Below are 7475 nucleotides of genomic sequence, written 5' to 3'. Positions count from 1 at the left end.
CAGGCCGCTGCCTGGGTGTTGCAGGTGGCATTGCAGCTGAATATTCCAATACTGGCAACAGAGCATTACCCCCAAGGACTGGGCCCGACCGTGCCGGGGCTGCGCGAACTGCTGGCTGATGCGTCGGTAGTGCGGAAAATTTGCTTCAGCGCCTGGCGCGAGCCACAAATACAGCAAACCATAACCCGGCTGGGGCGACGTCAGATGGTGGTGATCGGTACTGAGAGCCATGTCTGCGTGCTGCAAACCGTGTTTGATTTGCTGGCGGCAGGGTATCAGGTGTTTGTGGTAGCTGAAGCGGTGGGTTCACGTACACCAGACAATAAACAACTGGCGCTAAGCAGGATGCAACAGGCCGGCTGTCAAATTATCAGCCGGGAAATGCTGGCTTTTGAATGGCTTGAGCGCGCCGATCACGAGAGCTTCCGCCAGATAAGCCGGGGTTGGATCCGCTAAGTGGTCAGCACGCCTTTAACGGTTATGAGTTATCCGCAAACAACGCATCGAGGGTAGCTGCCAGCCGCACCGCAGCTTGCAGCACACGCTGTTCGAGTACGTTTTGATATCTGGCAAGATAACGATCGTCAATTAACATGCCTGGCCGGTAATCCTGATAAAGACCGATGGTGATCGCTGCTGACTCGTTAGTCCAGACCATAAGATCGCTCTGCTGCCATTGCTGCCGCTGTGATCGGGTCAGACTGGCTAATAGCTGCTGTTGTTTAGCAGGATCGTGATAACCCAGTTTAGTCAGCATATTAGTATCCCACACCCCATGTAAATTTGATGGTTCGCCATAAAAATACACGGCAGTACGATTGCCGCCTAAATCGTCGGCAAAACTAACATGAAAAGGTTGGTGCAGATCACTGATATAGTGACTCAGGAACAGCAGAGCCTGCCAGTCCTGTTTATTGTTCTGTAAGCGCTGCTGCATGGTGTCTATGGCCGATAAAATGCAGCCTTCTGCAGGGCAATGGCTGCGGCTGACCACCGTTTCACCGCGCTGCAAATTGATATAGTGATGCGGTTTAGTCCAGGCGAATTCATCTTGCGATCGCACTTCATCCGGCCAGACACAGGCTGGCGAGAAGTGCTGGTAGGGGGTTTTCTGTACTAATTGATCCAGCTTTTGCCGGGTGGCCGGCTGCACCAGCTGATAGGTCATGTCACAAATCATCATATGGCCGGTGCGGCCAAACGCCTGGCTGTCAAAAGACAGACTGAGGAGCAGTAAGGCACTGTAGGCGGCGACTATTTTCAGATTACGGATCAGCATTTTTTACTCTCCAACTAACTGACTGACCTGCCACAGGGGGGCGGTATTGTCACTGTTAACAGATGTGTTGGTGGCGAGCATCGGTGCCAACTCAGTTAACGCATCGCGCATAGTGTCTGCCAGGGTGTAAGGGGGGTTAATCACCAGCATACCGCTGCCACTCATGCCAAAACCCGCTTTATCGGGGCAGGGGCAGTATTCAATCCGCAGCTGGTTTTTAATGCCGGTGCCGACAATGGCGGTAATAAAGGCTTCAGCCGCTGGCCGTTCAATCACCGGATACCAGATAGCATAAGTTGCCTGGGGGAAGCGACGGTAGGCCTCTTGCAAGCCTGCTACCAGATCATTATATTCATTTTTCAGCTCGTAAGGCGGGTCTATCAGGACTAATCCCCGTTTTACCAGTGGCGGTAACATGGCTTTAAAGCCGGCATACGCATCCATATTTTCAATCCGGCTATGGCGGCGTCTTGCAAACTGGCTGGCCAGAATGGGGTAGTCGGTGGGGTGTAATTCTGTGGCCTGAATGACGTCTTGCGGCCTTAGCATTAAGCTGGCAATTTTCGGTGAGCCGGGGTAAAACGCCAGGGTATTATCCGGGTTAAGGCTGTGGATCAGGCTTAAATAACGGCCCAGCGCTGCAGATTTGGCCTGATACTGCCAGAGCCGGCCTATGCCTTGCTGATACTCTGCCGTCTTTTGTGCCTGTTCACTGGCCAGGCTATACAGGCCTGCACCAGCATGGCTGTCGTGATAACACAGCGGTTTGTCTTTTTGCAGCAGATAATCAAGAATAGCGACCTGCACCAGATGTTTTAACACATCGGCGTGATTGCCGGCATGGTAACTGTGGCGATAACTAAGCATGCTGTTCTGGCCCTGATTTGCTGACACCGGCTAATAATGCCGCCAAGGATACTGCGGTAACGGAAAAATACAAGTAATAGCTCGATAGCGATGCTAAAATTGGCGTCATTTCGCGTGATGCAGGACATTTTAATGGTTGATAAACCAAAACGCGCTGGCCGCAGCCAGCAGCAACGAAACTCTACAGCAAAGCATTCAGCCGCCGGCAAAGATATGCTGCAAAAGCCGTGGCTGAAAAAGACAGCAATGGCTAAAAGCAGCGCTAATCCGGCCCGCCCATCTGCCCATAACCATGGCGACGAGAGCAAAGTTTACGGTGAAAATGCCTGCCGGGTCCTGTTTAGTCAGCGCCCAGAAGCCATTATCCGCTTGTATATTTCACAGCAACTGGCGCCCAGATTTGCTGATGTCATGAAATATTTAGCATCTGACAAAAAGGCTTATCATATTGTTGAAGATGCCGAGCTTGAGAAAGTCGCGGCCAGTCAGCACCATGGTGGTATTGTCTTGCTGGTTAAACGCAAGCCAATTGTCAGTATTGCCAGTTACCTCAATCAGGTTAAAGCCCGGCGTGACTGCTTGCTGGCGCTCGATGGCGTTGGCAACCCACATAATTTAGGCGCGATTGCCCGCACCTGCGCCCATTTTGGCGTTACCGGGATTGTTATGCGTGAGCCGCAGTTACTGCAATCGGGCGCGGCACTGCGCACCGCTGAGGGCGGCGGGGAGTTTATCAGCCCGCTTGGCTGTGATGATATGCCCCTGGCATTGCAGCTTTGTAAGCAGGCGGGCTACAGCCTGGTAACCACTTCGAGCCATAACGGCCAGTCGCTGTATCAGACAGCGTTACCACAAAAGGTGGTCATTGTATTTGGTGAGGAGATGTTTGGTGTATCCAAAGCTGTGGCCAGTCGCGCTGATATTGCGTTGCAAATTCCCGGTAGTGGTAAGGTTGAATCACTGAATGTCAGCGTCGCTGCCAGTTTAATTGTCGGCGAATGGTACCGGCAGCATAGCGAAAATACCGGCCTGATTTAAACGTGGCCGGTAAGCGTGGCAGCCACCAGCACAGGTTAGCGAGTCGGTTATTCATACCGCAGTGCGTCAATCGGGTTCAGGCGGGCAGCTTTGATGGCGGGAGCCAGGCCGAACACCACGCCGATTAACGTGGTAAAACCAATGGCCAGCAACACTGCCCATAACGGAATTAAGGCTTCTGGCATGGCGGGCATCATCAGGCCGATAAAACTGGCGACGCCGGCGCCAAGTGCTAAGCCGATAATGCCACCAAACAATGACAGCACTAACGCCTCAACCAGAAACTGGATCAGAATAAACTGGGGTGTGGCGCCCAGCGCTTTGACAATACCAATTTCCCGGGTACGCTCAGTCACCGATACCAGCATAATATTCATGACGCCTATACCGCCAACCAACAGGCTGATACTAACCACACCGCCGGCAACCAGGGTAATGGTGCGGGTGATGGTATTAAACTGCTCAATCATTCGCTCGGCGCTGACAAATTCAAACGGATCCGGTTCATCTGCTGCCAGTTTATAGTGCTGGCGCAGGATAGCGCGCATTTGTTGCTGTACTTTCTCAGCATCTGCGCCGGCAGCAGGGCGGAACATGATATCAATATTGCGGGCCGCGCGTTCACCACTGAGTGAGCGAATGGTGCTGAACGGCGCAATAATGTAATTATCCTGATCGAAGCCAAACATACTGCCACGGGTTTCGGCTATGCCTATAATCCGGAACCAGTCGCCTGACAAGTTAATAAACTGGCCCACCGGGTTTTCGGGTAAATCAAGCTGTTTAATCAGCGATGAACCAATAAAGGCCACGCGGCGGCGGCGGTCATCATCACTGGCAGATAAAAACCGGCCGGCCTCGGGGTACACCCTTACCACATTCTGATAGCTGCTGTCGGTGCCGATGATTTGAGTGCGGGCGCTATTTCGCCCGTACTGCACCTGGGAGCCCATACTAAATGCCTGCATAGTCGCTGTCATGTCTTCGACATCAGCAACCCGGCTTTTTAGCAGCAGAAAGTCGTCATAATGCAGCCGGTTCTGGATCCCAAGCATTTGCTGGTTAGTGGGGGTGTGAGCCCTCAGTGTGATCATATCGCTGCCTAAATCATCCAGCTGGCTGGTAATACTGTGGCTGAGTCCCTGCATAATGGCGACCACGGTAATCACGGCGGCAACACCGATAATAATGCCAAGGGTTGTCAGTGCGCTTCGCAGGCCATGGGCGCGGATGGAGGCTAATGCCGCTTTACTGCCTTCAAAGCCGGCGTGCAGTAATTTAAGCATGATTGGCGGCTCCCGGCGGATTACGAAAATCCTGTTCAATTTCGCCGTCGACCAAGCGGATCACCCGCTGACAATGGTCAGCAATATCCTGCTCATGGGTCACCAGAATAATGGTATGGCCTTCCTGATGCAGCTGGTCAAATAATGCCATAATATCTTTACTGGTTTTACTGTCCAGATTGCCTGTTGGCTCGTCGCCCAGCAGGATCCGCGGCCGGGTTACCAGCGCCCTGGCAATGGCAACCCGCTGGCGCTGACCGCCTGACAGCTGATTGGGCAAATGGCCGGTTTTATCCGCCAGCCCGACCCGTTGCAAAGCTTCCAGTGCCATTGCTTTGCGCTGGCTGTTAGCCATCAAACGGTAAATCAGTGGTTGCATAACATTAGCCAGCACGGTTGCCCGTGGTAGCAGGTTAAAACTCTGAAATATAAAGCCAACAGCTTCATTGCGTAACCCTGCCAGTTCGGTTTCATTCAAGGTTGATACATCGCGGTTAGCCAGCTGATAATGGCCGGTACTTGGCGTATCAAGACATCCCAGTATATTCATCAGCGTAGACTTACCGGAACCAGATGGGCCAATAATAGCGACATAATCATTTTCGGTAACGGCCAGATCAATCTGTTTCAGGGCATAAAACGTCTCATCGGCCATCTGATAGTGTTTACTGACTTGCTGTAACCGGATCACTGCATTGCTCATGTCAGTATTCCTGCCGTTCCGGGTTTAGCTTCTGACCTTCAGTCAGACCCAGCATGGTGCGTGCCGGACCAACGATGACCTCTTCACCCACCTGCAGACCGCTCAGCACTTCCTGAGCAATATCCGTGGCCATGCCGAGGGTAACGATTTGTTTTACAGCGGTGTTATCTGACACTTTCCAGACAAAGTAAGCGGGCTCCTTTTGCTGACTGCTTTGCTGAATTGCGGCTATCGGCACCTGCAAACTTTGTTGTTGCTGTGACAAAATAATTTCGGCGCGGCAGCTCATTCCAGGATACAGCGCAATATCTTCTGGCTGTAGCAGTACTTTAACCCTGAACGACAGGCTTTGGCTCTGATCCAGATAACGGGCTGACGTCGCAATCTGGATCACTTCACCATGAATGGCCTGATGCGGATAAGCGGCAGCGTAGACTTCTGCCTGCTGGCCAAGGTGAACATTGGCAATATCCGCTTCGTCTACCCTGAGCTCTGCCAGAATCGCGCTGGGATCGGCCAGGGTCATTAACGGGCTGCCAATAATATTGGTGCTGCCGGCAATAACTGTCTCGCCGGGTTTGATGTCAACTGTAGCAAGCAGGCCAGCAATCGGGGCCCGGTAAACGGTTTTGCGCAGATTGTCTTCTGCCATGGCCAGCATCGCCTGGCCCTGTTGTAAGGCGGCTTCTGCCGAGCGGACATTGATGTTGGCAATGTCCAGCTGACTTTGCAGGCTGTCGATGGTTTCCTGCTGAATTAAGCCGTTGTTATATAGCTGTTGTTGCCGGTTAAACTGACGCTGTAGATCTGCCAGTTGTGCTTTGGCCCTGGCAATATCAATCTGCTGACTTTGCACCATAGCACGGTTACGGTTTACGTCAGCGACAAACGCGGTGTCATCAAGCCGCATCAGCACCTGATCTTTTGCCACCGTTTCGCCTTCCTCTACCAGTACCTCAAGCACCCTGCCGGTTACCTCAGAGCGGATTTGGATTTGCGTGTTAAATTCCAGATTACCCGACGCCAGAATGCTGTCGGCAAGGGAACCTTCGGTTACCAGTGCCGTGGTGACACTGGTAGTCTGTTGTTGCTTGCGGTATTGACTCAGGCTAATCAGCCCGACCAGCACAGCGACAATAACCAGCAATATCAGCAGTTTTTTCATTGGTTACTTCCGTTTAACCGTTTCAGATAAAGACAGCCCACAGCCCGTAGATGACCACCAGGGGCGCAAACCCGAGCAGGGTGCTCTTTACTGCGTTGTAGCCGCTTAAGCAATGCAGGCCAACCGCAAATAAGGCGCCAATCCACAAATAAATTAAATTAAAGCTCTCAGCCCAGGTGTACCAGGTATGGCCGGGTTCCAGCCCAAGCAGTAGTTGATTTAATGACAGGTAGTTGGCGGTGGTTAACGGCAGGTTCGGATCGCTGCTGATAAGCACCAGCACAATCAGCCCCAGCATATTCAAAATCCCTGGCATATTGCTCCAGACTGCCACTGCGAACCAGTCGCCATAAGAGTGCTTATGGCCAGGATTGCCGACCAGCATCAAATACAGGGCCATAATAGCCAGCATAATTGGAGTGATTACCAGAATAGCCGCAACTGAAATAATCCCGGTTTTATTGGCCATCTGGCCCATTACTGCGCGGCTTTGTTCGATTTCAGCCGGCGTCAGTGTATGCGCCGTCTGAGCAATTTGCTGCTCGACTATCCACTCGGGACTCATACCGCTATAAAAATACCAGAGGCCAAAAGCATTAACCGTCAGCATGATAAGTAAGGCTACCCAGCTCCACCCCTTTTTCTCAGGCAGTACATTAAACAGTTGTTTAGGCGCGACATAAATATCCAGCAGCGCCTGACCAATATTTTTACTCATAACACTTCTCCCTTTGTTATTCTGTTTTACACTTTCAGGATATTAGCAACGAAACAATAAGCTTAACCATAACATGTGTCTGACTGTTAACAAATATGTTAAATGTAACGATATTTGTCACACACTGCTGCAATCAGCATACGCCAGCAGCTAAAACCCGACGCTGACAACATGATAAACGGTAATTTAACCTGATATTCGGCGAAGGAGCCAAGGTAAAGGAGTACAAGTAAAGGATAAAAAGCGCAACGGTGTAGCAGGATCCTGACTATGGCGTATGGCGTGGTTAAACAGGCAGAACAATCATTATTGTTATGCCGGCGGTTGTTCGCCAATATATTGAAAACGGGCCAGTTGTTCACCGGCAATGCTAATTGTTTCACTGAACATTCTGGCAGGCCGCGCCCACAGACCGTAGT

9 protein-coding genes are annotated in these 7475 nt (G+C 51.7%); 2 read left to right on the top strand and 7 right to left on the bottom strand.

Features of this window, described 5'->3' with window-relative positions; translation table 11 throughout:
* On the top strand, window positions 1–456 hold a 456-nt coding region (locus R3177_RS11730; protein ID WP_318971214.1), incomplete at its 5' end, for an isochorismatase family protein.
* A gap of 22 nt (window positions 457–478) precedes the next feature.
* Here the strand turns inward: R3177_RS11730 and R3177_RS11725 are convergent.
* Both R3177_RS11725 and R3177_RS11720 read right to left on the bottom strand, forming a co-directional pair.
* Entirely contained in the window at window positions 479–1279 is an 801-nt protein-coding gene (locus R3177_RS11725) for a S1/P1 nuclease (RefSeq protein WP_318971213.1), read from the bottom strand.
* A 3-nt stretch (window positions 1280–1282) separates the two neighbouring features.
* Entirely contained in the window at window positions 1283–2146 is an 864-nt protein-coding gene (locus tag R3177_RS11720) for a 23S rRNA (adenine(2030)-N(6))-methyltransferase RlmJ (protein WP_318971212.1), read from the bottom strand.
* 132 nt (window positions 2147–2278) lie between these two features.
* On the opposite strand from R3177_RS11720, the gene R3177_RS11715 reads away from it, so the two are divergent.
* Window positions 2279–3184, top strand: coding sequence for a tRNA/rRNA methyltransferase (locus tag R3177_RS11715; protein ID WP_318971211.1), 906 nt, complete (start codon window positions 2279–2281; stop codon window positions 3182–3184).
* 47 nt (window positions 3185–3231) lie between these two features.
* On the opposite strand, the gene R3177_RS11710 is transcribed toward R3177_RS11715, so the two are convergent.
* The 5 genes from R3177_RS11710 to R3177_RS11690 form a co-directional block, all read right to left on the bottom strand.
* Complete coding sequence (locus tag R3177_RS11710) at window positions 3232–4470, bottom strand: ABC transporter permease (RefSeq protein ID WP_318971210.1); 1239 nt, start codon at window positions 4468–4470, stop codon at window positions 3232–3234.
* A complete protein-coding gene (locus R3177_RS11705; RefSeq protein ID WP_318971209.1) occupies window positions 4463–5173 on the bottom strand; it encodes an ABC transporter ATP-binding protein in 711 nt (236 codons plus the stop codon). Before R3177_RS11705 ends, R3177_RS11710 begins: the two co-directional genes overlap by 8 nt.
* A gap of 1 nt (window position 5174) precedes the next feature.
* Entirely contained in the window at window positions 5175–6338 is a 1164-nt protein-coding gene (locus R3177_RS11700; protein WP_318971208.1) for an efflux RND transporter periplasmic adaptor subunit, read from the bottom strand.
* A gap of 22 nt (window positions 6339–6360) precedes the next feature.
* On the bottom strand, window positions 6361–7056 hold the full coding sequence (locus tag R3177_RS11695; RefSeq protein WP_318971207.1) for a YIP1 family protein: 696 nt from the start codon (window positions 7054–7056) through the stop codon (window positions 6361–6363).
* A gap of 312 nt (window positions 7057–7368) precedes the next feature.
* Window positions 7369–7467, bottom strand: coding sequence for a DUF1653 domain-containing protein (locus tag R3177_RS11690; protein ID WP_318971215.1), 99 nt, complete (start codon window positions 7465–7467; stop codon window positions 7369–7371).
* Window positions 7468–7475: the final 8 nt, after the last annotated feature.

Source organism: Arsukibacterium sp. (assembly GCF_033722355.1).
Classification (GTDB): domain Bacteria; phylum Pseudomonadota; class Gammaproteobacteria; order Enterobacterales; family Alteromonadaceae; genus Alishewanella.
The sequence above is the reverse complement of the archived record's forward strand: the minus strand, read 5'-3'. Positions and strand labels throughout refer to the sequence as shown.